Origin of the sequence: Ardenticatena maritima, from assembly GCF_001306175.1 — a bacterium.
Taxonomy (GTDB): domain Bacteria; phylum Chloroflexota; class Anaerolineae; order Ardenticatenales; family Ardenticatenaceae; genus Ardenticatena; species Ardenticatena maritima.
Map to the genome: position 1 here is coordinate 513,556 of NZ_LGKN01000005.1, position 25,841 is coordinate 539,396.

Consider the following 25,841-nt stretch of genomic DNA (forward strand, 5'->3'; position numbering starts at 1 on the left):
AACACGCGCCGACATGGCGTCGGCGCGTGTGGTGCGGCGGTGGTGGTTAGCGCAGGCTTTCAATCATGTTGCGCACTTCGTCTGCCATTTCGCTATCGGGGGCGATACGCAGATACTGCTCGAACATGAAGATGGCTTTCTGCTTTTGCCCCAGGTTCTGGTAAATCAAGCCCAGGTTGAGATAGGTCTCGGCGTGGTTACGGTCAATCGCCAGGGCTGTTTCAAAGGCTTTGATGGCGGGTTCAACGTTGCCCTGCAAGAAGTAGACGCTTCCCAGGTAGTTGTAGGCTTCCACATGCCGCGGATTGAGTTTGACGGTGCGCTCGAAGAAGCGCGCGGCGGCGTCGAGGTCGTCGTTTTCGTAGGCGGCAAGCCCCATTTGGTAGGCGCGTGTGGCTTCGTCGCTGGCTTCCAGCGAGCTGTCGGTGAGCTGGTACTGCAAGGATTCTTCTTCTTCGGCGGTGAGCTCGCCGCCACCGACAAGCCAGTCGGGTTCAGTGATGGCTTCCGCGGCGGCGGTGGGTTGTTCGCCCGCCACCCACTCTTCGGAGGATTCGGCTTCGGCGAAGATATCTTCGGCGTCGCCACGCAGCCAGTCGGGCAATTCTTCTTCGTCAATGCCCAGTAAACCGGTGTCAATGGCTGGTTCAGCGGTTGCGGCGGGGCTTGCGGCTTCCGCCTGGCCGCCTTGCAGCCAATCGGGGATTTCTTCTTCCGCTTCTTCTGCAACCTCGGCAACGCCAGCCTCACCTTCACCCTCGCCGCGCAGCCAGTCGGGCAATTCTTCTTCGTCAATGCCGAGTTCTTCCGCCGAGAAGGCTTCTTCTTCCTGCTCGGTGAACGAAACCTCTTCCTCAAAAAGCGGCTCGGCGGTTTCCTCGCTCAACGCCTCTTCATCCACCGAGAGCATGTCCATGGTCTGTTCAAGGCTCAACTGTTCGCGCGCCCATGCCAACCCCGCCTGGGCGTGCGGATTTTCGGGGTCGAGAGCGAGGGCTTGTTCCAGCCATTCAATGGCTTGGGCGGCGCTGGGGGCGGTTGCCCCAAGCCAGATGAGACACCAGACGTTGTCTGGTTCAAGTTCGGAGGCTTGCAGAAAAAGGTCGTAGGCTGTGTTTTGGTCGCCTTGGTCGTACGCAGCGAGCGCCTGCTTGAAAAGGGCAATGAATTCGCTGCTGGCATTGGCAAGGCTGCTCATGCTGCACTCCTTTCTTTTTTACACCTATCTGGAACAAGGTGGTTGCTTGCGCTACAATCGTAGTTGAATACTATTAAAACACAGTCGAGGCGAAGAAGCAAGAGGGAGGAAAAGAAGACATGGCTCATAATCGTGCAGAACGCAAACGTGAAATTCGCCGTCGCCGCCACCGCCGCGAAAAACTGCGCAAACTGCGGGCGCGGCTGGCGCAGGCGAAGAGCAGTGAAGAGCGCGCGCGCTTGATTGAGAAGATTCGCAAGATTAGCCCGCGTGCGCCGATTGAACTGTAAGTTTTTTGGGGATTGAAGAAGCGCCTTGCTTCGTTGGAAGCAAGGCGCTTTTCTTTTGCCGCCTCTGTGTTTCGGCAACGGCGCCCGCCGTCGTGCTGGTGTTTATCCCGTGTTGCGCAAACCCGCCGCAATGCCGTTCACAGCCAACAAGACGATGTCTTCCAGTTCGGCGCTGTTTTCGGGCGGGGGTGTTTCGCGCAAGCGCCGAATGAGCGCCACTTGAATGTAGTTCATGGGGTCAACGTATGGGTTGCGCAGGCGGATGCTTTGCTGCAACCAGGGTTCGTTTTCGAGTAGGTCGCTGTATCCGGTGATGCGCAAAATCATGCGTTCGGTGCGGGCGTGTTCTTCGCGGATGGGGTCGAAGACGGCGGCGCGGGTGGCGTCGTCGGTGAGTGTGGCGTAGATGGCGGCGATGGTCATGTCGGCTTTGCGCAGGGACATTTGGGCGTTGTCAATCACGGTGCGGAAGAAAGGCCACTGCCGATACATTTCACTGAGCAGGGCGATACGTTCTTCTTCATCGCCTTGCTCTACCCATGTTTCAAGTGCCGTGCCCAGCCCATACCATCCCGGCAGGTTGACGCGGGATTGCGTCCATGCGAAGACCCACGGAATGGCGCGCAGGTCGCTAATGCCTTGTGTTTGGCGGCGTTTGGCGGGGCGCGACCCGATGTTCAACCGTGTGATGTGGTCAATGGGTGTGGCTTCGTGGAAGTAGCGCAAAAATTCTGGGCGTTCCACCAGTGCGCGGTAGGTGCGGAAGGCAATCGCCGCCATCTCGTCCAGGGCGTTGCTCCACACGCTTTCCCGTTCGGGATGCGGGCGGCGGCCACTGCTGAGCAGGACGGCGTACATGATTTGGTGCAGGTGGCGATGCGCCAGGTGAGGGTTGCCATAGCGGTGGCTAATCACTTCGCCCTGCTCGGTGACGCGGAAGCGCCCGCGCACGGATTCGGGGGGTTGGGCAAGGATGGCGCGCACGGCGTTGCCGCCGCCACGCCCGATGGTGCCGCCGCGCCCGTGGAAGAGTGTGAGTTGGATGTTGTAGCGGTCGCAGGTTTGGGCGAGCGCGCGCTGGGCTTTGAAGAGTTCCCAATTGGCGGTGAGGTAGCCGCCGTCTTTGTTGGAGTCGCTGTACCCAATCATGATTTGCTGGCGGTTGCCGCGCGCGGCGAGGTGCCGGCGGTACACGCTGTTTTCAAAAAGCGCGCTCATGATGCGCGGGGCGTTGTGCAGGTCTTCGATGGTTTCAAACAGCGGCACGATGTCAATCTGCCCGAACAGGTTGGCGTCTTTGGCGAGCAAAAGCACTTCGAGCATGTCGCTGACGCTGGTGGTCATGCTGATGATGTAGGACTGAATGGCGCGTGGTCCGAGCAGGTCATGCGCACGGCGAATCAGGCGGAAGACGCGCACGGTTTCGTTGGTGTCGGGCGAGAAGGTGAGTTGCGCGGTGAGGGGGCGCGGGCTGTTGATTTCGCGTTCCAGCAATGCGACTTTGGTGTTTTCATCAAGTGCGGCGTAGTCGTCTGCCAGGGCGTAGCGTTTGAAAATTTCGGCGAGTGTTTCCTCGTGGCGGCCGGAATGTTGGCGAATGTCCAGCGTTGCCAGGTGGAAGCCAAAGACTTGCACCTGCCGAATGAGGCGCGCCAACCGCCCATTGGCGAGGATCTCGCCTTTGTGAGCGCGCAAACTTTCGTCAATTAGGCGCAGGTCGGCGAGGAATTCTTCGGGGTGGTGGTAGGCGCCGGGTTCGTGGAAGCCTTCGGTCCAGGCGTGTTCGGTTTCGCGCTGGGCGGCCATGATGCGGCGGTGCATGAAGACGAGTTTTTGGCGGTAGGGTTCATCGGCGAAGCGGTCCAGGATTTCGGGCGCTTCGTCCGGAAAGCGGGCGGCGTCTTCGGGAATGGAATCGAGCAGGGCTTGCGAGACGCCGATGCGTTTCTGCGACATGGTGAGTTCGTTGTAGAGTTCAGCGACTTCACGGCGGTAGAGTTTGAGCACGAGCGCTTTTTGGGCGCGCAGGGTTTCTTCGGTCACGTCTGTGGTGACGTAGGGGTTGCCGTCGCGGTCGCCGCCCATCCATGAGCCGAAACGCAGGAAGGAGGGAATGTCAAAGGCGGCGTCGGGGTACATGTCGGCGAGCGCGGCTTGCAAGTCCTCGTAGATGCGCGGAATGAGGTCGAAGAGTACGGTTTCAAAGTAGTAAAGCCCGTTGCGCACTTCATCCATGACGGTGGGGGGGCGTGGGCGTGTTTCGTTCGTTTGCCAGAGCGCGACGATGATTTCGCGGATGCGCTGAATGAGGCGGGCTTCTTCGTCGGGCAAGAGGTCGCGCGTGTCCATTTCGTAGAGGATGTTGGCAAGGGCTTGGAGTTTGGTGAGCACGGCGCGGCGCTGGGCTTCGGTGGGGTGGGCGGTAAAAACGGGCATGACGAGCGCGTCGCGCAGGAGCGCTTGCACGTCTTCGGCGGTAAATCCCTCTTCGCGCAGGCGGAAGATGGCGGCGGCGATGGATTCGCGCACGGGGTAGCCGTCGCGGGCGGCGGCACGGGCGCGGCGGCGCAAGACGCGCACGCGCTGTTCTTCTTCCGCCAGGTTGACGAGTTGGAAGTAGGTGGCAAAGGCTTTGATGATGGCTGCCGCCTGGCGCGGGTTCTGCGCCAGGCGCTCGGCGAGTTCCAGCGCTTGGCGTCCGGCGTCTTCATCGCCGGCGCGGTGCGCTTTGGTGAGGGCGCGCATGGTTTCTTCAATGTCAAAGAGTTCACGCCCTTCTTGGGCGATGATGGTTTCGCCAAGGAGATTGCCAAGCAAGCGGATTTGTTCGCGCAGGCGTTCGTTGGGTGCGGCTTGCGCTGTGGGTTGGGATGTGGTTGAACGTGTCATAAAGCCCCTCCGTGGTTGTTCGGCTGTTTTGCCGCCACCACGTTGTGGCTTCACCCCCCTTGGTGTGGGGGAATTGTGGGGGAAAGCGTCAAACGGTCAAGCGGATGTGGCTGTATAGCAAAATGAGGTGAATTTGACATAATAAATATCATTTTATTACAACTTGTTACAAGTGGAAGGAATTTATTGACTGTTTCACGGTGCGCCTTTGCTTGTATACTGAAAACTGTCCAAAGTCGTTGGACTGGTTGGGGGTTCACCTATTAGGCATACCATGCCAAATCTTCATTTTCATCAACAGCAATTGCTCATACGGTTGTTGGAATCGTCAACACCGATGAGCGCCGCCGCATTGGGGGCTTCGCTTGGGCTGAGCCCGGCTCAGGTGCGGTATGCTTTACGGGGTGTGCAGGACTGGCTGGCGCGTTTTGGGCTTGCGCTCAGGATGCAAGCGGGGGTCGGCATCGTGATTGATGGGACTGTTGAGCAAAAAAGTGCCGCATTGGAAGCGTTGCGCCGGACGCAACAGAGCGTTTGGGTGGACGCAGAGCGGCGGCGTTTTTTGGCTCTTTACCTTCTCGCTGAAAACGAGCCTGCTATCCTCTATCAACTTCAACGGTTGACCACCGTTTCGCGGCGGACCCTCTTTTTGGATTTGGATGCGCTGAATGAGTGGCTGGCTTCTTTCGATTTGATGCTCAAGAAGCGGCGCAACTATGGTGTGTGGATCCAGGGCGACGAAAAGAGCAAGCGGCAAGCCATAGCGGCGTTGCTGTGGGGGGCGTTTCCGGGGGCTGGAAGCAGTGTTCGCATTTCCTACGAGCATGGCATGATCCTGGATCGCACGCAATTGCCCGCTGTGAAATTGATTGATGAGGTCGCGCAGATCATCAAACACCTTGATCTCAAACGTGGCTTGCACTACGTGGAGCGGGCTGAAACGCAAATGGGTGTGCGTTTTACCGACGAAGGGGCGTTGGCGTTAGCCTTGATGTTTGCTTTGCAAGTATGGCGTGTTCAGCAAGGGGATGTGGTGGATATTGCGGACGATTTGGTCTCGCGGGTTCATACGTTGCCCATTTGGAATGTTGCAACGCGGATTGCTGAACGATTGATTTGGTGGTCGAACAATTCTGCATGGCCGGTTGATGAGATTGCTTTGCTGGCTATGGCGCTGTTGGCGGCGCCTCGTGATGCCCTGTGGGTTGAGGATCTGGCGCTCGAGCCTCGCCTGGTTTCTCTTGTGGATGATTTCTTGCGGGAAGCGGCACAACAGTATGGCGCGCCGCAATTTTCGCATGACACAACCCTCCGAACGAACCTGCTTGTTCATGTCATTCCGGCATATTTTCGGCAGGCTTTTCGACTGTGGTTTCCCACGCCCAATGTCGAACTGCCGCCGCGCTATCACCGCGAATATGCACTGGCGCAGCGCTTGAATGCGCGTCTGGTTGATGAAGTTGGCGTTGAGTTGTCAACACAAGACCTGTTCAACATAGCGCTGCTTTTGCGTGCGACGTATCTTCACCAACAGCCCTATTACCCGTATCGTGTTTTGTTAGTTTGCCCCAGTGGTATGGCCACTTCACAAATACTGATGGCTCGTCTGAAGGCGCGGTTTCCTCGTTTTCGGCATATCGAAGTTGCTTCGTTGCGCACGCTCCACCAGCATGACTTGTCCTCCATATACCAACTCCATCGTTGAAGGGTACAATAGCGGAAAAAAACCGGAGGCAAGAAGATGCCTGGACGCAAAGCCCATACGCATGGCGACCGGGCGATACGGAAGCGGTGTGGCAGGAGCGGTACCGCAAAGAAAAGCACCCGCAGCGCCGCGAGCGGGCCTGGGCATTCCGGCAGCCGGCCCGGGGAAAAAGCATCCGCCGGGTGGGCCAGGCGCCGGGCCGCAGCCGGAACACGCTGCACCGCTGGCTCAGGTGGTACAACGCAGGGGGCTGGGAGGAAGTGGTGCGGCGGACCCATGGCCGCCGTCCGGGCGCGCGTCAGGGGTCTCGGCTGAGGGAAGAACAGGCGGCGGCCCTGGAGGAAGCGGCCCGGCAGGGGCAGTTTCGCACGGTATGGGACGTGGTGGCTTGGGTGAAGGAAAACGTTGGGATGGCCTATTCGTATTCCGGCATGCATGCCTGGTTGCGCCGGCGGGGGTGGCGGCGGAAGCAGCCCCGCCCGCAAGGGGTGAAAGCCGATGAACAGGCCCAGACGGCCTGGAAAAAGGGGGGCTGAAAGCCCAGGTGGCGGGGTTCTGTGGCAAGAAGGTGCTGTTTTGGGATGAGATGCGTGTGGGAGGGTTGGACCAGATACGGCATCGGTGGGCGCCTCGGGGGATGAAACTGGTGCAGAAAGTGGCCATGCGCTTTGAGTGGGTGTATCTGGTGCTGGCGGTGGCGCCGGGGCGTGGGGAGATTTGGTGGACCTGGATACCGACCATGGGGGCCGAAAGCCACAAAAAGGCCCTGGAAGCGGCGGCGCAGGCCACGGGCATGGAGGCGGTGATTTGGGACCGGGCGCCGGGGCATCGGGCCAAAGCGTTGGCAGGGGTGGCCGTACGACGGATTTACCTGCCCCTTACTCGCCGGAGCTGAACCCAATAGAACGTTTGTTTGAAGAGGTGCGGCGGGCAGTGGAGGGGTACCGGTATCCCACGTTGGCGGAGAAACAGCAAGCGGTGGAAGCTGTGTTGCACAGGTAGCAGCAACGGCCTGACCTGGTGCGTTCGCTGACGAATTGGTCATGGATTCAGCAAGCCTTTAATTGTCCTACTTAGAAGTGGAGTTGGTATTACTCTTTGGGGCGCGCAAAGGTGTTCCTGAAACGGTGATGAAGTGGTTTTTTGCGCACTTGGAGCATCGTTTGCCGTCATCGAAGGGGTAAAAACAGGGCGTAAAGACGTGGTTGCATGGATTTGCAAGTGGAAATGTGTATCGCATAACAACAAACACCCGCCATTTGGCGGGTGTTTGCTTTGGCTCCAAAAGCGGGAGACGGGATTCGAACCCGCGACCCTCTGCTTGGAAGGCAGATGCTCTACCCCTGAGCTACTCCCGCACACCTGCGCCTATTATACGCCGCCTCTGGTCTCGGTCAAACGCCTGGCGATGAACGCCCGCATGCCCCTTTGGTCTCCGCTCAAAGTCGAGTATGCTTTACGCCGCTTGATGTGCGAACCCGCCATCCCACGAGTGGAAGGAGCATGCATGACGAACAAACCACGCGCCCCACATACAACCTACCTCGGCATTGTCGTCTTCGTTGGCGGCTTGGTTTCCTTGGGAATCGAACTGGCAGCCTCGCGCTTGTTGGCGCCTTTTTTCGGAACGTCCCAATTGGTCTGGATGAACCTCATCGGGCTGATTCTGCTCTACCTTTCGGCGGGCTATTGGCTCGGTGGGCGATGGGCGGACCGTTCGCCTCACCTGACAACCTTGCTTCTCATTTTGGTTGCCGCCGGTGTCAGTGTGGCGCTGGTGCCTGTGCTGGCGACGCCCCTGCTGCACAACGTGCAAACATGGCTGGTGAACTACGAAAGCGCCTGGCTCATCGGCTCGTTTCTGGGGGTGTTGCTCTTGTTCGCCTTGCCGATGACGCTCCTGGGGTGCGTTTCCCCTTTTGCGGTGCGGCTGGCAACGGCAGATGTGCGTGAAAGTGGGCGTGTCGCCGGGCGGCTTTTCGCGCTCTCCACCATCGGCAGTTTTCTGGGAACTTTTTTGCCCGTGCTGCTCCTCATTCCGCTGATGGGCACACGCGCCACCTTTTTCACATTCAGCGCCTCTCTCTTCGCCGTCACGTTGCCGGGTTTCTGGTTGGTGCGCCGCCGCCTGTTGATTGCCGTGCCGCTGGCGGGCATGGTGCTGGTGGGCTGGTTGTGGTGGACCGTGCAGGCGTCCCCCATCAAACCCCACGCAAACTTGCTTTACGAAACCGAGTCCGCGTATCAGTACATTCGCGTGCTGGAAGACGCCGACGGTATGCGCTACCTTGAATTGAACGAGGGCGTTGGCACACACAGCATCTACCACCCGGAACGCCTCTTTACCCAACGCCTGTGGGATTACTTCGTGGCGCTTCCTGCGTTTGCCGCCCAACCAAAACCGCTCGACGAACCCCGTTCCTGGGGCATCATTGGGCTGGCGGGCGGAACAGCGGCACGCCTCATTACCGCCACCTACGGTCCCGACCCCATCACCGGCGTTGAACTTGACCCCAAGGTCGTGGATGTGGCGCGCACCTACTTCGCCATGAACATGCCCAACCTCGACGTGGTGGTGCTCGATGGACGCGCCTGGCTCGCCCAAACGCCCAACACCTACGACCTGCTCATCGTGGACGCCTACCGCCAGCCGTACATTCCCTTTGAATTGACCACGGTCGAATTTTTTCAGGCGGCGCGGCGGCATCTCACGCCTGACGGGGTTATCGCCGTCAATGTGGCGCATGGCGAAGATGAGCGTCTGGTGGATGCGCTTGCCGCAACCATGCAAACCGTTTTCCCGACGGTCTATCGCATGCCGGTCCCGCACACCTACAACACCTTCCTCATCGGCACGGTGCGCCCCACAACGCCCGAACAGGTGAGTGCCAACAGCGCCATGTTTGCGCCGCTTCTGCCTGCGCACCTGGTGCAGTGGGTTCAACAGGCGCGGCTTGCCCCACACACCAACGCGCAAGTGCTCACCGACGACCACGCGCCGGTGGAGTATCTGGTGGATTGGCTGATTGTGCGTGAGGGCGTGCGGCTGAACCGCTAGCGAGGAAGCATGGGCGTGCTGTTGAGCACGCGCTGCATCACGTCGGTTTGCACATAACGTTCGATGGAATCGAGGGCGAGCGCCACGATGGGGGTTGTTTCGGTTGCCATGGTTTGGGCGAATTTGAGCGCCCCCGCCACCGCCGCGCCGCTCGATGGTCCCACCAGCAACCCTTCCATGCGCAGGAGACGCGCCAGGGCTTCGTAGGCTTCGGACGTGCTGATGTCAATCACGTGGTCAATCACGTCATCGTTGTAGAGGGTGGGCACGAAAGGCGCGCCCATGCCGTAGATGTGATGGTTGCCCGGCTTGCCCCCCGTCAACACGGGTGATTCGGCGGGCTGGACGGCGATGACGCGCACATGGGGTTGATGGTGTTTGAACCATGTGCCAATCCCCGTACACGCCGCGCCAGTCGTCACGGGAATGACAACCGCTTGCACCGCCCCGTCTGTATCACGCCAGATTTCTTGCGCGGTTTGCTGGTGCGCTTCCGCAGCGGCGGCATTGGCAAACTGGCGTGGGCGAAACACTTTGGGATAGGCGTTTGCCAGTTCATCGGCGCGCGCAAAGGCGTTGTTCATGCCATGCGTGACGTGGACGTCGGCGCCCATGGCGCGCAAGAGGCGAATGCGCCATTCCGGCACCCAGTCGGGAAGGACCAGGACGAGGCGATAGCCGCGCGCCGCGCAGACCATGGCGAGCGAAAAGGCGATGTTGCCCGCCGTTGGTTCGATAATCACCGTATCGAGGTCAACCAGTCCCTGGCGTTCGGCGGATTCGATGATGGCGAGCGCCACGCGGTCGGTATCGCTGTGGGTTGGGTTGGCGGTTTCCAGTTTCAGGTAAAGGGGCATCCGCAGGTGGCGCGCCAGCGAATTGAGCGCCACCAGTGGTGTATTGCCGATGAGGTTAAGGCTGTTTTGTGCAATCATGCCTATTTTGATCGCCTTTGTTCCCTTGCGTCTCCTTGCGATTATACGAAGGCAAGCCGAATTGCAAATTATGCTTCACGTCGGCTAGCGCCCCCACACTGCGCGATACGCGCCCCAATGGGTGTAGACGGCTTCCACGTAGGTGCGCGTCTCGGCAAAGGTGATGTTTTCCACGAAGAGGTCGGGGTCGGGGTCGTGCCAGCGGGCGGCGTTGCCGGGACCGCCGTTGTAGCCCGCCAATGCCGCGAAGACGTCATCATCGAATTGCTGCAAGACGTAGTTCAGGTAGAACGCCCCGAAGCGCACGGCGACGGGCACGCGGTAGAGGTCGCGGTCGGTGGTGGGTTCGCCCAGCCGCGCCGCAATCCATTCGCGTGTGGCGGGAATGACTTGCATCAGCCCGCGCGCGGCGGCGGAACTGGTGGCGCGGCGTTCCCAGCGGCTTTCCTGGTAGATGACGGCGGCGAGGAGCAGCGGGTCGAGTTGGTAGGTGCGGCTGGCGTCGTTCAGCAGGGCGGCAAAGGGCAGCGGGTAGGCGAGGCGCGCCACGTCGGTTGGCGCGGTTTCGGGCGTCCAGCCGTGGGTGCGCATGAGAATGCGTGCCGCGGCAATGCTGAGCGCGTATTCGCCTTGTGCGTAGAGGGTGGTGGCGGCGGCGATGAGGCTGTCGGGGGCGTCTTGCGCCAGTTCTTCAAAGAGCGCCAGGTAGGCGGTGCGCGCTTCTTCGGACAAGCCGAGCCGACGCAGTTCTTCGGCGCGTTCCCATGCGGCGGTGGTGGGCGGTGGTGTGTCGGGGGCGGGGGTGAACGATGTGAGGGTGCGCGTGGTGCGTGGCGCCGGCGGGGAATCGAGCAGGTCGCGCGCGCGGAGGACGTAGAAATCGAAACCGCTTTGCGCGGTCGTTTGCCAGCGCGCACGGGCGGCGTCGGTGTCGCCCATTGCGGCGAGGGCTTTCCCCTGCCAGAACGTGGCTTGCGTCTGCCAGCCGTCGTAAGCCGCGAGCCTCTCCCAGTCCGCCAGCGCGGTGGGCGTCTCGCCCAGGCGGTAGCGCAACATCCCCGCCGACCAGAGCGCATCGGCGGCGTGGGTGTCGTTGGGGAAGCGCTGCGCCAGGGCTTCGTAGAGGGTGGCGGCGCGTTCGGGCGAGGTGCTGTGCAGCAGGTGGGCGCTTTCCCAGAGGGCTGTGGCGGCAAGGGGGCTGTCGGACGTGGCGAGTTGGGCGTAGGCGGCGACGGCGCTTTCGGTGTCGCCTTGGGCGGCGTCCACGCGCGCTTGTTCCAGCAGGGCGTCGTCTTGCAGGTCGCTTTCGGGGTGCGTTTGCACGATTTTGTCGAATTCCCGCCACGCCTGTTGCCAATTGCCGGCGTTTTTGAACGCGATTGCCGCCCACCAGTGGGCTTCGGCGATGTCGTCAGTTTCGAGGAGCGCCCAGCACGTTTGCACGGCGGCGTCCCACAAGCCGTTGAGCGCTAGCACGCGGCACTCATCCAGCGGGGCGACGGGGTGCCCATGTTCGGCGAGGGCTTGCAGGGCGGCAAAGGCTTCGGGCGTGTCGCCGTGTTCGGCGATGAGGGTGCGCCACCAGTGGAGCGCCAGCGGCAAGCGTCCACGCGCCAGGTCGGCGTTGGCAATGGCGGCGATGAGCGTGGCGCGGAAAGAGGGGACGCGCGAGTCGCGCAGGGCGGCGCGATACCAGGAGGCGGCGGCGTCCCACATGGCAAGGTCGGCGTAGATGTCGCCCAGGGTGCGGGCGGTGAGCGCCCGTTGCACACGGTCGCCCCGTGCGTCGGCGAGGCGGTAGCGGCGTTCGTAAGCGGCGATGGCGTCCTCGGTGCGCCCCAGGGCGGCGTAGGCGCGCGCCAGCGCCAGCGCGACGGCGTCGTCGGCGGCGTCGCGGGCGGCGTCGTACGCCAGGTAGTGGTGCACGGCGGCGTCGTATTCGCCCAGTGCTGCGAGACGTTGCCCCAGCCGAAAGTGGGCGTAGGGGGCGAAGGGGCTTTCGGGGTGGCGCTGGAGGAGCGCCTGAAAGACCACGCTGGCTTGCAAGAAGCGTTCTTCGCGTTCGTAGAGCACGCCGAGTTCCCAGAGGGCTGTGTCGGCGAGCGTGGGGTCTTCTTGCAGTGCCAGGTAGTGCCCCTCGGCGGTTTCGAGTTCACCCAGGCGGGCGGCTTCGCGCGCGAGCGCCAGCCGTTCGGCGGGCGCCGGCGTGGGGGTGGGCGGGACGATGGTGGGCGTGGCGGTTGGTTCGGGCGTGGGCGTGGTGTCGGGGGGCGTGGGACGGCACGCGCCCGTGATGATGAGCAGGAAGAGGGCGCAGAGAACGCCGCATATCTGCGCCCTGTGGCGTTGGGTGCGCATTAGAAAATCACAGCGGGTTCATATTCGCCCCACACCTCGCGCAGTGTGTTGCAAATTTCGCCTGTGGTGGCGTAGGCTTCCACCGCGTCGAGAATGTAGGGCATGAGGTTGACGTCGTCGCGTTGGGCGGCGGTGCGCAGTGCGGCAAGTGTACGGCGCACCGCTTCGTTGTCGCGCGTGGCGCGCAGTTCGCGCAGGCGTTCGCGCTGGCGTTCGGCAACCGACTCATCAATGCGCAGGAGTTCGATGTCGGGCGTCTCGTCCGAGGTGAAGATGTTGACGCCGACCACCTTCTTTTCGCCCCGTTCGATGGCGAGTTGTTCTTCGTAGGCGGCTTGCTGGATTTCGTTCTGCATGTAGCCCGTTTCGATGGCGCGCAGTGCCCCGCCCAGGTCGTCAATCTTCTGGATGTAGGCTTGCGCGCGGTGTTCAATTTCGTTGGTGAGGTGCTCGATGAAATAACTGCCCGCGAGCGGGTCAATGGTATCGGCGACGCCGCTTTCGTAGGCGATGATTTGTTGGGTGCGCAGGGCAATTTGCGCTGATTTTTCGGTGGGGAGCGCCAGGGCTTCGTCCATGGCGTTGGTGTGCAGGCTTTGCGTGCCCCCCAACACAGCGGCAAGCGCCTGAATGGCAACGCGCACGATGTTGTTTTCGGGCTGTTGCGCGGTGAGTGTGGAGCCGGCGGTTTGGGTGTGGAAGCGCAGCATTGCCGAGCGGGGGTCTTGTGCGCCAAACCGTTCGCGCATGATACGCGCCCAGAGACGGCGGGCAGCGCGGAATTTGGCGATTTCTTCCAGCAAGTTGTTGTGCGCGTTGAAGAAGAAACTGAGCCGCGGCGCGAAATCGTCCACGGCAAGCCCCGCTTTGAGCGCGGCGTTGACGTAGGCGATGGCGTTGGCGAACGTAAAGGCGACTTCCTGCACGGCGGTACTGCCTGCCTCGCGGATGTGGTAGCCCGAAATGGAGATGGGGTTCCACTTGGGCACGTACTTGTGCGCAAATTCAAACGTGTTCGTCACCAGGCGCATGGATGGTTCGGGGGGGAAGATGTACGTGCCGCGCGCCAGATACTCTTTGAGAATGTCGTTCTGAATGGTGCCGCGCAGGTTGCGAATGTCCGCGCCCTGTTTTTTGGCGACGGCGATGTACATTGCCCAGAGGACAGCGGCGGGGGCGTTGATGGTCATGGATGTGCTGACTTTTTCCAGCGGAATGCCGTCGAACAGGATTTCCATGTCGCGCAATGAGGAGATACTGACGCCGACTTTGCCGACTTCCCCTTCGGCGAGCGGGTCGTCGGCGTCGAGCCCCAGTTGCGTGGGCAAGTCGAACGCGACGGAAAGTCCCATCTGCCCTTGTTCGAGCAGGAATTTGTAGCGGCGGTTGGATTCCTCGGCGGTGGCGTATCCCGCATATTGGCGCATGGTCCAGAAGCGACCACGGTACATGGTGGGATAGACGCCGCGCGTGTAGGGGTATTCGCCGGGAAAACCGAGGTCGTTCAGGTAGTCCACTTCGACGTCGGCGGGTGTGTAAAGGCGGTCTACGGGAATGTGAGAAGATGTTTCAAAGGTCGGGCGTCGCTCGGGGCGGCGTGCCACAAATCGGGCAACGGTCTCTTCTTCCCAACGTTCTTTTTCGCGGCGGATGTCGTCCTGATTCATCATGAAGCCCCCTTTCTGTCCAGGCGAACTGTTGATGCACTCTCAAACTGCTTCATCTTGATAAAAACACGCGTGCCTGCGTTCTGGTGCGGCTGTTGGCAACAACACGCGCAAGGAAAATCATGCAGTGCCTGGTCTTATTCAGCAACAAGATGGTAAACGTCGCCCCGCAAGTCGAGCACGTAGAGTTCTCCCTCTTCGTCTTCGGCAAACGATGAGATGAAGACGGTGGTGTCCAGCAGTTCTTCCAACACCCATTGCCCGTCTTGCTGACGCAACCCCCAAATGCGCCCGGAGCAGTAGTCGCCGAAGAAGTAGGTGCCGTAGAGCGCGGGGAAGCGCGTGCCGCGATAGACGTAGCCGCCTGTGACGGAACACCCCAGCCCGTGGTCGTATTCAGCGACGGGCAGCACTTTGCCGGACGTGTCGCACCCTTCGGGCGGTTCAAAGCAGTGCGCGCCTTCCATCGTGTCCCAGCCGTAGTGCAGCCCCCCGCGGCTTCCTGCCGGCGTGAAGTTGACTTCTTCCCACTTGTTTTGTCCCACGTCGGCGATGTAGAGGTCGCCTGTCAGGCGGTCGAAACTGAACCGCCACGGGTTGCGCAGCCCATACGCCCAGATTTCGGCTTTTTGCCCGTCGGCGGGGTCGAAGGGGTTGCCGCGGGGAATGGCATACGTCTCCTGTCCGACGACGTCAATCCGCAGAAGTTTGCCCAGCAGCGTGTCGAGCCGCTCGGCGTTGTTCCAGGGGTCGCCGGCGGCGCCCCCGTCGCCGGTACCGATGTAGAGATAGCCGTCGGGACCGAAGAGCAGCAAGCCGCCGTTGTGGTTGGCGGCGGGTTGGTCAATTTGCAGAATGGTTTGGGCGCTCGTGGGGTCGGCGCGCCCGTCATCGCCGACGCGGTAGCGAGCGACGATGGTATCGCCATTGCCGCTTTTGGCGGTGTAGTTGACGTAAAACTCGCGGCTTTGGGCGAAATCGGGCGAGAAGGCGATGCTCAGCAAGCCTTGCTCGTTGAAGTCCGTTTCAACGAGCGTGTGGATGTCGAGGAAGGGTGTGGGGTCAATCTCGCCGTTGCGCCATTCGTACACGTAGCCCTGGCGTTGCACCAGAAAGAGCCGCCCGCTTCCATCGCCGATAGCCGTCATGTGCACCAGGTCGCCTTCCCCTAGCGAGCCAACCGGTTCCAGCGCGATACGCGGCGGCCAGACCGGTGTGGGTGTTTCGGTGGCGCTGGGCGTTTCGGTAGGCGCTTGTTGTGTTGCGGTGGCGCTGGCGGCGGTGGTGGGGATGGCTGTTGCGGTGGGGGCGAGCGTGCGCGTGGGGGGCACAGTTGCCAAAACGCGCGCCGTCCCCGCCGAGGTCGAAGCGAGAGGACGCCGCCATTGCCAGACGAGCAATGTTGCCAGAATGAGCAGGACGAGCGCCAGTGTCAGAGCAGCCCAGAGTGGGATTTTCTTCTGCATTGGTGTGCCTCTTGTACGTGCAGGATTGTTTCGTGTGGGGAATATGGTACAGAGATGCGCAGGTTCGCCAAAAAGAGCACGACCGACGCGCGGGCTTAGCGGTTGGTGCGAAAGGCGTAGATGCGTGTTTGCCCATGCTGAAACACCAGGTCGAGGGGGGCGGTGGGGGGTGGCGGCGTCCAGTGGGCGTTCTTCGCGCCGATGAAGATGTGCGTCACGCCCGCCGCTTGCAAGCGTTCCAGCAGGGCGGTGTCGTCCAAGCCGTCGGCGGTTGCCCATGCTTCCAGCAGGGCGTTGGTCTCGCGTATCCAGTCAGGCTCGCCCGAAACGGTGTAGAGCGAGGGCGGGGGAAGGCTGGCGCGGTCGGTCAGGACGCTGAGCCAGTAGCCGCCGTCGCTCCCGACGTAGATGTTGTATTGCCACAGACGCGCAGGCGTCACGAAGAGAGCGTTGGGCGGGGTGGCGTCGCGCACCCAGCGCAACGCTGCGACGTCGTCGGCGGTTGCAAGCACGGTGATGGGGTTGACGATGTCGCGCATTGCCCACGCCCCCCACACAGCAAGCAGGGTTGCCAGCACCGCCCCCACAAGCCGCGCCCGCGGCGGCGTCAGCCAGACGTGCAACACCCAGGCAACCAGCCCGCCCCCCGCCAGGCTCAGCGGCACAAACAGCGTGATGAATGCTGAATCAACGTTGACGAAGGTGGGGCTTGGCAAGCCAATGTAGCGCCCATAAACCACCACCACCGTCAGCGCCGACCAGAGCGCCAGCAGCAGCCAGCCCCCCAACGCCCGGCGGGTGAAGGCGTGCGAGCGCCCGCGCCAGAGCGTGGCGTAGAGCACCAGCGCCCAGAGACCGCCGGCAATGACGAGCCAGAGGGGCGCGTGGGTGTCGCTGAAGAGCACCGCCACGCCGCCGGTTGCCAGCGTTAGCAGTTCGGCGTTGTGGGGAATCCAGAGCAGGTTGGTGGAGATGGTGGGTGTTGGCGGTGGGCTGGATGCGACGATGGCATAGCGGCGTTGTTGAATGAGCCACCAGAGCCAGGGGGAAAGCAAGAGCGCCACCACCATTCCGCACACGCCCCAGCGCCAGAGCGAACGCCAGGCGCGTTGCGCCAGCAGAAGCAAGACCAGACAGGCGACGAGGGTCAGCGTGAAGACGGCGACGCGCAGATGCACCAGCGCCAACCAGAGCCCCCACCAGATGGTGGCGAACCACCAACGCGGCGCGGGAGATGTGTGCAAGCGCCAGAGCGCCTGGACGAAGAGCACCGCGATGAGGACGCCCAGCAGGTGCGTGTAGCGCCCCCACGAAACGTAGTAGGCGGGCATCCATGAGACGAGCGCGCCCAGCACCGCCGCCAAGAGCGCCGCGGTGCGGTTGCGGTAGAGCAGTCGCGCGCCCAATGCGAGCGCCAGCGGGGTCAGGGCGTTCAGCAGTTGCCCCCACCAGAGCAAAAAGGTGGCGAGAGTGAAGGCGTCGTGCGTGCCCAGCGGAAGCGCAGCGAGCGCTGTAAGCGCATGAAAGCCCCAATGGTAGAAGGCGCGACTGTTGGGAATAAAGGGGTCGTATGAGAGCGGAATGCGCATGTGTTCCAGAAAGAGCCGCACAATCATGAGGTGGTGAATGGGGTCAACCCAATTCGGCAGAACAAGGTGGCGAATATGCGCGATGCGCGTGGCAATCGTCAAGCCGAGCAGCACGAGCCACGCCAGTCGCTCCGCCCAAACAGCCATGCGTTCGGTCTGCGTGCGGGGTGCGCGCATAGCGACGGCGTTAGAGACCACCATTCAACACACGCGGACCGGTTGGACCAGGGCTACCGCCGGCGGGTTCGATGGTCACGCCGACGCCCTGGTAGGTGCGCCACTCATCCGGCGGCGTGATGGGGAGCACCACGGTATCGCCCCCTGTGAAAATGCCGCCGCTTTCACGCATTCCCTCGGGGCGAATGAGCCACAGTTGGTACGCTTTCCCCGAAGGCGGCGGGGGAAGATTGCGAATAATCAGGTAGCCCGGCGCGGTGGGGTCGTCTTCGGGGTAGTAGAGCACCGCCTGGACGGGCGCGTTTTGGAGCGGTTCATCCACGTTGAGCCGCACGGCGCGCCATTCACCAGCCGCCAGGTGGGCGATGAGGTCGCGCTGTTGTTGCAGTTCCGCCTGGGTGGTGCGCCAGTTGCGATAGAGCCAGAGGTTGCTGAGCAGCAACCCGACGATGAAGAGCGCCGCCAGCCCGCCCCAGAGCGACCAGCGCGGTTTGCGTGTGGCGTGGGCGCGCGGGTAGCGTGCGGGAATGGCTGCCACGCGCTGCACAAGCGTGGGGGGCGCGGCGCTGAGCGGCGGTGTGTAATGCAGGGCTTCGATGATGGGGTCGTAGGCGGCGGCTTCGGCGGCGCACGTTGGGCACGTGTGCAGATGAAACCGCACAGCCGCGGCTTCTTCTTCGGGGAGTGCCCCCACCAGATAGAGTTCCAATTGTTCCAAACACTCGTGGCAGTTCACGGCTTGTTGCACCTTCATTGTCGTCTCTTTCATTATACGCGCGGTGTCTGTGTTTCAGATTGCGCCTCTTCCAGGTATATCGCGCGCAATTTTTGCAAACCCAGCCGAATGCGGCTTTTTACCGTGCCCAGCGGCACCCCCAGCATTTCGGCAATGTCGGTGTGGCTCAGCCCGTAGAAAAAGGCGAGTTCCAGGCATTGGCGTTGTTCGTCGGGCAATTCATCCAGGCTCAGGCGGATGATGTCATCCTCGAAGGCTTCCCAGATGGTGCGCGCGCCCGTGTTCTGCCGCCCAAGGTCGAGTTCTTCTTCGGCGACGGGGCGGCGGTTGTGATAGCGCAGGCGGTCTATGGCGTGGTTGCGTGTGATGGAGAGAAGCCACGAGAGCAAGCGCCCCCGTTTTTTGCGGTACTGCCCGGCGCGTTGCCAGAGACGCACAAAGACTTCCTGGGCAACGTCTTCCGCCATGTGGGGGTCGCGGGTGACTTTGAGCGCCATGGAATAGACCGCGTCGAGGTATTTTTCGTAGAGGCGGCGAAAGGCGTCCTCGTCGCCTTGCGCAACGCGGTGGACCAGGTCGCTATCATCTTCTTCGAGAATGAGCGCTAAGAGCAACATGATGCCTGGGTGGTGGGTTCTTGTCGGTTCGGCAGGAGTATACCCACGAGAAAGAAGGGAGCAAAGCGAATGAGAAGCCCCCCGATCTGTTTTCGGGGGGCTTGCGTTCAGAAGAGTTCGACGATTTCATCCAGCATGGTTTGCCAGAGCGCGCCTTCGCCCGGTTCGTGCAGGTGGAGCACGCGCCCATTGGCGAAGTATTCAAAGTTGAAGTCGGTGAGGTCGCCGGCCTGTTTGCCGGGGATGGGCATGAGGCGCGCGGTGAGCGGCTTGTTGAGGCGCACGGCAAGCGCGGCAACGTCCAGCAACAGCCCGGTGAGCGCGCGTTCGCTGACGTCGCCGGGGAGCGGCACGGTGTCCAGCCCGGTGCCACAGACCGCGCTGTAGAGCAACAAGTCGTGGACGGAGTAGGTTTCGCCGGCGCGCGCCGCCAGGATGGCGTCTTCCAGAACGGGGAGCATGAGACCGTTGAAGCCCGTGTGCAAAAAGCGTGCGCGCCGCAAGGCGTCGGTGGTGAGCGCCGCCGCCATGAGCGTGCCGGGAGCGCCAAAGGGGGATGCCCCAAGGGCTTCGATGCCCGCGGCGGTGCTTTTGTCGGGCGTGGGGAAGGGCGCCATGGAAAAATCCAGCCCCTTGAAGATGAGGTTGTGGCGTTGCGCCAGTTCATCCATGATGATGGTCAGCGCACGCCCGTGGGATTCCAGCGCCGCTGCAAGCCGCGCGCGTGCCATGCCGAGCGTGTCGGCGTCGGTGTAGGCTTCGACGAGCAGGTCGCCGCATTCCAGCGCTAAGGCCACAGTCGGCGGCTCTTTGGGATGGGCGTAGGCGGCGGGGAAGAATGGGCTATAGGGCGGCACGTTGGCGAGTGCGGCAAAGCGCAGGTTGGCAAATCCGTTTTCTTCGACGGTGGCAAGGTGGCGAATGAGAGCGGCTATTTCGCGGGCAACGCTGATGTGAATGCCTTCGCTGACCGAGGCGTAGAGCACGCTGCAAAAGATGGTTTGCGTGGCTTCGAGGATGCGGGTGAGAGTCTGCAAACGGGTGTGCTGGTTGCGTTGGGTGGCGTCCAGCGTTCCGAGCGAGGTGTAATCGAAGCCCATTTGGGGGGCTTCGCGGTTGAGATAGAGGGCGAGTGTGTACACGTCGCGGTCGTCGCCCCACGTGTGCCAGGGGGGCAACGCCAACCGCACGGTTTGCACGGTAAATCCGCGGGCGTTGAGCGTCTCGCGAATGTCAGCGGCGGCTTGCGCCAGCGGTTCGAGGTGCGGTTGCGGGTCGAAAGGGTCTATGGATGTGAAAAACGTGATGGAACGCACGTGCATAGGTTGCTCCGCAAGGTCGTTGTTGGCGTTTCGTCTGTTGTGTAGCGTAAAGCAAGAGGCGCGTCAAATGGGTGTTGATACTTTCGAGCAAGTCGGCTTCATGATACAATCGCAACGCCTGCCAACTCAATGAAGAGTGAAGGAGTGTTCGTATGAACTTCGAGTATACCGAAGAACAAAGGATGATTCGTGATGCCGTGCGCGCTTTTGCCCGCGAGCAGATTCTCCCCTACTCCCGCGATTGGGAATTGCAGGAAGCCTTCCCCCGTGAGTTGATTCGTGAGATGGGCAAATTGGGTTTTTTGGGTGTGCCCATTCCCGAAGAGTACGGCGGCGCCGGGCTGGATTACATTGCCGAAGCCATTGTGTTTGAAGAAATCGGCTACGCCGACTCCTCGGTGCGCACCACGTTGTCGGTGCAGATGTCGCTGGTTGAGTTGACCATTCTGAACTGGGGCACCGAAGAGCAAAAACGCAAGTATCTGCCCAAACTTTGCTCCGGTGAGTGGATCGGGTGCTTTGGGCTGACCGAGCCGAACGCGGGATCGGATGCGAGCAATGTGCAGACGCGCGCCGTGCGCGACGGCAATGAGTGGGTGTTGAATGGGCAGAAGATCTGGATTAGCAACGGCACATGGGCTGACCTGGCGATTATCTTTGCCCAGACCGAACCCGGCAGTCGCCACAAGGGCATGGTGGCGTTCCTGGTGGAAACCGATACACCCGGCTTTGAGGCGCGCAAGATGAAGGGCAAACTCGGCTTGCGCGCCAGCGACACGGGCGAACTCTTCCTCACCGATGTGCGCGTGCCGGATTCGGCGCGGTTGGGCGAAGTGGGGCAAGGGTTCTTTGTGGCGATGAGCGCGCTGGATAACGGGCGCTACGGCGTGGCCAGCGGGTGCGTGGGCATTGCGCAGCGCGCGCTGGATTGCAGTGTGGAATACGCCAAGGAACGCATTGCCTTCGACAAGCCGATTGCCTCGTTCCAGTTGGTGCAGGCGATGCTGGCGGATATGTATGTTGAAACGCAAGCCGCGCGCTTGCTCGTCTATCAGGCGGGGCATGTGAAGAACAAAGGCGAACGGAGCACCATTCCGGTCTCGGTGGCGAAATACTACGCCAGCGAAGTGGCCAAACGCGCCGCAGACATGGCGATTCAGATTCACGGCGGCTATGGCTACTCGAACGAATATCCGCCCGAACGGCTCTGGCGCGATGCGCGTGTGGCGAGCATTTACGAAGGCACCAGCCAAATCCAGCAGTTGATTATTGGGCGGCATTTGACGGGCTTGGAGGCCTTTTTCTAACCGCTGACGGTGCAACACAACCAACCCAAGCCGCACGGGCAACCGACCATGCCTGTGCGGCTTTCTGTTTGCAGACGAGGAGGAGACACCATGCGCCCTGTGATTGGCATTACCACCAGCACGCTCAAACCCAAGCCGGAGTTCCCGCTGACGCAGGTCGCCACGACGCGCGCCTATTCGGAGGCGGTCATGCGGGCGGGTGGGATTCCGCTGTTGATTCCCCCGTTGCCGGAGATTGCCGAAATGTACCTTGACGCCATAGACGGGTTGATTTTGAGCGGGGGCGGCGATATTGCGCCCTGGCGCTACACAACCGAGCCGCCGCACCCGCAAGTCTATGGGCTGGATGAGACGCGGGATGCGCTGGAAGTGGCGCTGGCGCAAGCGGCGGTGGCGCGCGATATGCCACTGCTGGCGATTTGCCGCGGGATGCAGGTGCTCGCGGTGGCGTTGGGTGGCACGCTCATTCAGCATATCCCCGATGCGATACCTTCGGCGTTGGAGCACCGCCCTGAGCCGTTGCGCGTGCCGTTGCCGCGCCACGAGGTGCAAATTGCAGAGGGCAGCCGCCTGGCGGCAGTGCTGGAAACGCAGCGGTTGAGTGTGAACAGCGGCCACCACCAGGCGGTGCGCACGGTTGCCGAGCCTCTGCAGGTGGTGGCGCATGCCCCCGATGGCGTGGTGGAAGCCATCGAAGTGCGCAAGGCGCGGTTTGTGGTGGGGGTACAGTGGCATCCGGAGTTGTTGGGAGATGAGGCGGTGCATCAGCGTTTGTTCAAGCAATTGGTGCAGGCGGCGCGCGGTGGGCGCGCGTAGCGGCGCACGATTGACACCGCCGGGCTTTCGTCTATCGTTTGCGCACGCCTGTTGATTGAACAAGGAGGGCTTCATGGCGGACATTCGTTTGACGCAACTCGTCGCCTGCGCTGGTTGAGCCAGCAAAGTCGGCTTGGCCGACTTGGCGCACGTGTTGCGCCAATTGCCAACAAGTGAAGACCCCAACGTACTGGTCGGCACGGCTGTGCCGGCTGATGCCGGCGTCTATCGTTTGAGCGACGATGTGGCGCTGGTGCAAAGCGTGGACCTGTTCACCCCGGTGGTGGATGACCCCTTCGACTACGGGCGCATTGCGGCGGCGAACAGCCTGAGCGACCTGTATGCGATGGGCGCGACGCCCCGCACGGCGCTGAATGTGGTGAGTTTCCCGAAGGGGTTGCCGACCGAGATTTTGGTGGAGATGTTGCGCGGCGGTGCTGAGGTTGCGCGGGAGGCTGGTGTGGCGATTCTCGGCGGGCACACCGTGCAGGGACCCGAACCGATGTACGGCTTGGCGGTCACGGGCGTTGTGCATCCTCAGCGGCTGGTGAGCAATCAAGGCGCACAGCCGGGCGACCTGCTGGTGCTGACGAAGCCGCTTGGGCTGGGTATTCTGACAACCGCGCACAAGCGGGGCATGCTCCCCGATGATGTGTTGCGCGAAGCCGTCGAGGTGATGGCGACGCTCAACCGGGCGGCGGCGGAGGCGATGACGGCGGTGGGCGTGCATGCCGCCACCGACATTACCGGTTATGGCTTGCTGGGGCATTTGCATGAATTGCTCGCGGCAAGCGGCGCGGCGGCGCGGATTGTGGCCGAGCGTGTGCCTGTGCTGGAGGCGGCGTGGACGTTTGCCGCGCAGAATGTGGTGCCCGGCGGTTCGCAAAGCACGTTCGGCTATCTCACAGACGAAATTCAGGCGGTGACCTGGGATGCCGCGCTCACGTGGGAGCAGCAAATTGTGTTGTGTGATGCACAAACGAGCGGCGGCTTGCTGATAGCCGTGCCGCCTGAGCGGGTGGAGGCGCTTTTGGCTGCGCTGGAAGCCCGTGGCGTGGCAACGCGCGCGCTGATTGGTGAGGTTGTGGCGGGTGCGCCGGGGCATATTGACGTGACGGCGCACGAGTGAGGGGGCGTGGAAACCGACACGAAAGGAGCCTGGCATGACGCAAAAACCCCACCGCGATGTTGAAAAAGTCTATTCGGTGAAGCAATTTGCCGCCAAACTGCGGCGGCTCGCCGATGCGCTGGAAGCCAACAAGCCGTTTGTGATTCAGGTGGCGGGGGAGCGCATCTATGTGCCGCGCGATGCCGTCATCAGCATTGAGCATGAGCGGGCGGCGGATGGCGAGGAGTTGGAGTTTCAACTCAAATGGAACATTCCCGACGAGGAAGAAACGGACGCCGTGGATGTTGAAGCCGACGCCTGAGGCGGGCTAGCCTTCTTTTTCGCGGGTGGCGGCGCGTTTGCGCACCATGCCTGTGCGTGGGTCAATCAGCCCCTCGCGTGCCAGAAACTCGAACAGGCGCTCGGCGCGCGCCAGGCTCACACGCAAGCGATGCTGAATGAGCCGCGGGCTGAGGCGGGCGTACTGCGTGGTGAGTTCGCGCGCTTGCGGCAAAAGTGGGTCGGGTTCGGATTCATCCGCGGGCAGGGCGTCCCACAACGATTGTTGCATCAAGACACCTTCGGGCGGCGCATCTACCAGGTTGGTGGATCGCCGTTTTTCTTTGGCGTGCGCCGGGCGTTGGGCGGCGGCGCTCTGCCAGAAGCGGATGAGTTCGCGCAATTCTTCGTCGCTGACGTAGCAGGCTTGCGCGCGCATGGGAATTGAGGCGTCGGAACCGAGGTAGAGCATGTCGCCACTGCCGAGCAGGGTTTCGGCGCCCGGTTTGTCGAGAATGACGCGGCTGTCAATCTGGCTGGCGACGGCGAACGCGATGCGCGCCGGGAAGTTGGCTTTGATCAGCCCGGTAATCACATTGACGCTGGGGCGTTGCGTCGCCACGATGAGGTGGATGCCCGTGGCGCGCGCCATTTGCGCCAGCCGCGTGATGTTGTACTCCACTTCATCGGGTGCGGTGAGCATGAGGTCGGCGAGTTCGTCAATGACGATGACCATGTACGGCAACGGGCGGTCGCCGCGCTCACGTGCGGCGCGGTTGTAGGCGTCCAGGTGGCGCGCGCCCACGGCGCTGAACAGCACATAGCGCCGCTCCATTTCCGCCACCGCCCAGCGCAGGGCGGGTGTCACGTGCTCAATGTCGGTAATCACCGGCGTCACCAGGTGGGGGATGCCGTTGTAGACGCTCAATTCGACCATTTTGGGGTCAATCAACAGCAGGTTGAGCCGGTCGGGCGGGTTGTGGCAGAGCAAGCAGGCGAGAATGGCGTTGATGCAGACCGATTTCCCGCTGCCGGTTGCGCCGGCGATGAGCAGATGCGGCATTTTGGCGAGGTCGGCAACCAGCGGCGCACCGCTGACGTCGCGCCCGAGGGCAAGCCGCAGAGGGCTTTGCAGGCGCTGGAATTCGGGCGATTCCATGACGCCCCGCAAGGTGACGATGTCGGCGTTGTCGTTCGGCACTTCGATGCCGACGATGGGCTTCCCCGGCACCGGCGCTTCGATGCGGATGCGCGGCGCGGAAAGCGCCAGGGCGAGGTCGTTTGCCAGGCGGGTGATGGCGCGCACCTTCACTTTGTAGCGGCGGGTTTCGCCCCGCACTGTGCGCTCAATGTAGCCCGGTTCAACGCCAAATTGCGTGACGCGGGGACCGCGCTGGACTTCGACAACACGCGCGGGCACATGAAAGTGCGCCAACGTTTCTTCGATGATGCGCGTTTTGGTGCGAATGGAGAGCGGGTCGAAGGCGCTTTCGTCGTCTTCGCGCAGGAAGGTTTGCCAGGGCGGAAGCGGCCAGGGCGTTTCATCGTCAAGGGTGGGGGCGGAGGTCGCGCGGCGCGTTATGCCGACGGCGGGAAGCGTGAGCCGTGGTGCGCGCCACCGGCGCAGGGCACGCCAAGCCTGTCGCCCCAGGGTGGCGGCGAACGCCAGCAACCGCCCCAGCGCGTTGCGCACGGGACGCCACCAGGCGAGTGAGGGGGTGGGCAGGGGGATGTGCGGCATGGTGGGAAGGAAAGTGTGCAACGGGCGACCACTCACCCAGCGGAGCAGCAACAGCGCTAGCAGACCAAGCACCAACCACGTCCCCCAGCGCCCGAAACCAAGGAGCAACCAGCGCGCCAATGTCGCCCCAACACGCCCGCCATGCGCTCCGGTTCCCCCGCCCGCCACTTCAAGCGCCGCAAGCGCCAGCAGACTTCCCGCAAACAGGCCGCCCAGAAAGCGCGGCTGGCGCATTTCGGGCCAATCGAGGCGCGGCGCCAGCAGCCAGGCGCCGATGCTGATCAGGGCGAGTGTGGCGAACCAGCGCCCCGCCCCCAGCCAGGTTTGCCAGAAAGCCACCCAACGGGCGATGGGGGGGCTGTGCGTGGTGCTGAGGAAAGCCACCGCAGAAAAAAGCCCCAGCAAAATGAGCAGCAAGGCGGCGGCGTCAACCAGGGCGGCGAATGAAAAGCGAAAACGACGCTGGGATGTGCGGCGTCGTTGACGAGAGGTTTTTTGGGTTTTGGAACGGGCTGTTTTCTTGCGAGCCATGGGTGTATTGTAGCACGGCGTTCAGAAGGAACACAACGCAAATGAAAACCTG

General features: G+C 62.2%; 20 protein-coding genes and 1 tRNA gene. 9 read left to right on the top strand and 12 right to left on the bottom strand.

Going from position 1 to position 25,841, the window contains the following annotated elements; genetic code table 11:
• Positions 1-46: 46 nt before the first annotated feature.
• Positions 47-1,198: a tetratricopeptide repeat protein gene (locus SE16_RS10075; RefSeq protein ID WP_054494019.1), complete on the bottom strand. Its 1,152-nt coding sequence runs from the start codon at positions 1,196-1,198 to the stop codon at positions 47-49.
• 119 nt (positions 1,199-1,317) lie between these two features.
• Between SE16_RS10075 and SE16_RS16215 the strand changes: the two genes are divergently transcribed.
• Complete coding sequence (locus SE16_RS16215) at positions 1,318-1,488, top strand: DUF6800 family protein (RefSeq protein ID WP_169787346.1); 171 nt, start codon at positions 1,318-1,320, stop codon at positions 1,486-1,488.
• Between the two features lie 102 nt (positions 1,489-1,590).
• Here the strand turns inward: SE16_RS16215 and ppc are convergent, their stop codons facing one another.
• Positions 1,591-4,377, bottom strand: a complete 2,787-nt coding sequence (gene ppc, locus SE16_RS10080) for a phosphoenolpyruvate carboxylase (RefSeq protein ID WP_054494020.1) — start codon at positions 4,375-4,377, stop codon at positions 1,591-1,593.
• A gap of 274 nt (positions 4,378-4,651) precedes the next feature.
• On the opposite strand from ppc, the gene SE16_RS10085 reads away from it, so the two are divergent.
• The 3 genes from SE16_RS10085 to SE16_RS10095 all read left to right on the top strand — a co-directional run bounded on the left by SE16_RS10085 (position 4,652) and on the right by SE16_RS10095 (position 6,977).
• Positions 4,652-6,082 (top strand): BglG family transcription antiterminator, encoded by a 1,431-nt coding sequence (locus SE16_RS10085; RefSeq protein ID WP_082374435.1) that lies wholly within the window; start codon positions 4,652-4,654, stop codon positions 6,080-6,082.
• 86 nt (positions 6,083-6,168) lie between these two features.
• Entirely contained in the window at positions 6,169-6,618 is a 450-nt protein-coding gene (locus SE16_RS16735) for a winged helix-turn-helix domain-containing protein (protein WP_054494022.1), read from the top strand.
• 8 nt (positions 6,619-6,626) lie between these two features.
• Positions 6,627-6,977: a transposase gene (locus SE16_RS10095; RefSeq protein WP_054494023.1), complete on the top strand. Its 351-nt coding sequence runs from the start codon at positions 6,627-6,629 to the stop codon at positions 6,975-6,977.
• A gap of 391 nt (positions 6,978-7,368) precedes the next feature.
• Here SE16_RS10095 and SE16_RS10100 read toward each other — a convergent pair.
• Positions 7,369-7,440, bottom strand: a tRNA-Gly gene (locus tag SE16_RS10100).
• Between the two features lie 149 nt (positions 7,441-7,589).
• Here SE16_RS10100 and SE16_RS10105 point away from each other — a divergent pair.
• Entirely contained in the window at positions 7,590-9,140 is a 1,551-nt protein-coding gene (locus SE16_RS10105) for a spermidine synthase (protein ID WP_054494024.1), read from the top strand.
• Here SE16_RS10105 and SE16_RS10110 read toward each other — a convergent pair.
• The 8 genes from SE16_RS10110 to SE16_RS10145 all read right to left on the bottom strand — a co-directional run bounded on the left by SE16_RS10110 (position 9,137) and on the right by SE16_RS10145 (position 20,007).
• Entirely contained in the window at positions 9,137-10,075 is a 939-nt protein-coding gene (locus SE16_RS10110; protein WP_054494025.1) for a PLP-dependent cysteine synthase family protein, read from the bottom strand. The two genes, SE16_RS10105 and SE16_RS10110, sit on opposite strands and share 4 nt — an antisense overlap.
• A gap of 84 nt (positions 10,076-10,159) precedes the next feature.
• On the bottom strand, positions 10,160-12,433 hold the full coding sequence (locus SE16_RS10115; protein WP_060687562.1) for a lytic transglycosylase domain-containing protein: 2,274 nt from the start codon (positions 12,431-12,433) through the stop codon (positions 10,160-10,162).
• A complete protein-coding gene (locus SE16_RS10120) occupies positions 12,433-14,100 on the bottom strand; it encodes an acyl-CoA mutase large subunit family protein (protein WP_200907374.1) in 1,668 nt (555 codons plus the stop codon). The genes SE16_RS10115 and SE16_RS10120 overlap by 1 nt, the downstream gene beginning before the upstream one ends.
• Before the next feature lie 137 nt (positions 14,101-14,237).
• Complete coding sequence (locus SE16_RS10125) at positions 14,238-15,566, bottom strand: PQQ-dependent sugar dehydrogenase (protein WP_060687563.1); 1,329 nt, start codon at positions 15,564-15,566, stop codon at positions 14,238-14,240.
• Between the two features lie 95 nt (positions 15,567-15,661).
• Entirely contained in the window at positions 15,662-17,302 is a 1,641-nt protein-coding gene (locus SE16_RS10130) for a hypothetical protein (RefSeq protein ID WP_161804532.1), read from the bottom strand.
• Between the two features lie 40 nt (positions 17,303-17,342).
• Positions 17,343-18,101, bottom strand: coding sequence for an anti-sigma factor (locus SE16_RS10135; RefSeq protein ID WP_082374449.1), 759 nt, complete (start codon positions 18,099-18,101; stop codon positions 17,343-17,345).
• Positions 18,101-18,685, bottom strand: a complete 585-nt coding sequence (locus tag SE16_RS10140) for an RNA polymerase sigma factor (protein WP_054494068.1) — start codon at positions 18,683-18,685, stop codon at positions 18,101-18,103. The genes SE16_RS10135 and SE16_RS10140 overlap by 1 nt, the downstream gene beginning before the upstream one ends.
• Positions 18,686-18,792: 107 nt before the next feature.
• A complete protein-coding gene (locus tag SE16_RS10145; RefSeq protein ID WP_054494067.1) occupies positions 18,793-20,007 on the bottom strand; it encodes a DUF711 family protein in 1,215 nt (404 codons plus the stop codon).
• A 152-nt stretch (positions 20,008-20,159) separates the two neighbouring features.
• On the opposite strand from SE16_RS10145, the gene SE16_RS10150 reads away from it, so the two are divergent.
• The 4 genes from SE16_RS10150 to SE16_RS10165 all read left to right on the top strand — a co-directional run bounded on the left by SE16_RS10150 (position 20,160) and on the right by SE16_RS10165 (position 23,560).
• Positions 20,160-21,314 (top strand): acyl-CoA dehydrogenase family protein, encoded by a 1,155-nt coding sequence (locus tag SE16_RS10150; protein ID WP_054494066.1) that lies wholly within the window; start codon positions 20,160-20,162, stop codon positions 21,312-21,314.
• A gap of 90 nt (positions 21,315-21,404) precedes the next feature.
• The gene (locus tag SE16_RS10155) at positions 21,405-22,130 is read left to right on the top strand and encodes a gamma-glutamyl-gamma-aminobutyrate hydrolase family protein (protein ID WP_054494065.1); all 726 of its coding nucleotides are present in this window, start codon (positions 21,405-21,407) and stop codon (positions 22,128-22,130) included.
• Between the two features lie 73 nt (positions 22,131-22,203).
• Complete coding sequence (selD, locus tag SE16_RS10160) at positions 22,204-23,259, top strand: selenide, water dikinase SelD (protein WP_152918216.1); 1,056 nt, start codon at positions 22,204-22,206, stop codon at positions 23,257-23,259.
• Positions 23,260-23,293: 34 nt separating this feature from the next.
• Entirely contained in the window at positions 23,294-23,560 is a 267-nt protein-coding gene (locus SE16_RS10165; RefSeq protein WP_054494064.1) for an amphi-Trp domain-containing protein, read from the top strand.
• 6 nt (positions 23,561-23,566) lie between these two features.
• Here SE16_RS10165 and SE16_RS10170 read toward each other — a convergent pair whose 3' ends face one another.
• Complete coding sequence (locus SE16_RS10170) at positions 23,567-25,789, bottom strand: DNA translocase FtsK (RefSeq protein WP_060687565.1); 2,223 nt, start codon at positions 25,787-25,789, stop codon at positions 23,567-23,569.
• Between the last annotated feature and the right edge of the window lie 52 nt (positions 25,790-25,841).